The 925-nt window shown below is 73.0% G+C and carries 1 protein-coding gene and 1 pseudogene; one reads left to right on the forward strand and one right to left on the reverse strand.

Annotation, left to right across the window (positions count from 1 at the left end; all coding sequences use genetic code 11):
* Positions 1–307 (reverse strand): annotated as a pseudogene (locus BIV03_RS18110) (AI-2E family transporter); the annotation flags it as partial.
* Between the two features lie 406 nt (positions 308–713).
* Here BIV03_RS18110 and BIV03_RS20005 point away from each other — a divergent pair.
* A complete protein-coding gene (locus BIV03_RS20005) occupies positions 714–881 on the forward strand; it encodes a hypothetical protein (RefSeq protein ID WP_156794831.1) in 168 nt (55 codons plus the stop codon).
* Positions 882–925: the final 44 nt, after the last annotated feature.

The following is a 925-nucleotide window of genomic DNA, read 5'->3' on the forward strand; positions in this document are numbered from 1 at the left end:
CGAGGCCGAGCACGACGAGCACGCCGATCAGGACCGCGAGGGTCGCGAGGACGGACGGCACCCGGTGCCGCCGCAGCCAGGACACGACGGGGTGCATGGCCGACGCGATGATGAGGGCGAGCAGCACCGGGATCGTGACGACGCTGAGCGTGGCGGCGGCGTAGACGATGCCGATCACGACGACGAGCACGACGATGATCTGCAGGCAGCGGGTGGCCAGAGCGCCGAACGAGTCGGACCACTGCTTCGCCACCTGGCTCGGCGGTGCGTCGGGGTGCGGGGGCTGCGGGGTGCCGAACAGGGGCATGGGGCTCCTCGGGGTACGGGTGTGCCCGCCCACCGTACCGGGGCGACGGCGATCCGGCCGGGGCGGCGTCGGTCACGGCTCGGCGTCGTCCGAGATCCGATGAGGACGTGGCGACGGGCGCCCGGTGCGCGTTCCGGACGGTTCTCGTGCCGACGGTCGCGCGACAGTACGCTGGGGGACATCGGACCGACTCAGGGTTCCGTCGCCTTTGATGCTCCTCGCGGTCTGCGGGGTCTGGCGCAACGGGACGGTCCGATCGGATCCGGAGTGCGCATCACTCCGACGAAGGGCTGGTCGACGTGACCGCCACTGTCCACGTGTTCTCGCACCCCGCCGAACTGTTCGTCGGTTCACCCCGCACCCCCCGCGGCCCGCTGGCCGTCTCCGTCGTCGAGCTGGTGCTCGCGTGACCGCCCGTCGCCAGGAGGACTGGCACCGCCACGGCATGCGCTCGCCCGAGGACATCGCCGGCCTGCTCGCCGCGCGCCTCGGTGGCGCGGACGAGACGCTCCGCGCGGTCGGGCCGACGTGGGACGAGCCGTCCTACGCGGACTTCCTCGGCGAGCAGCTCTGAACCGACCGCTGGCGCGCCGCTGACGCGCCTGACGGACGGGAGGC

The sequence above is a fragment of the Curtobacterium sp. MCBA15_016 genome, assembly GCF_001865105.1.
Classification (GTDB): domain Bacteria; phylum Actinomycetota; class Actinomycetes; order Actinomycetales; family Microbacteriaceae; genus Curtobacterium.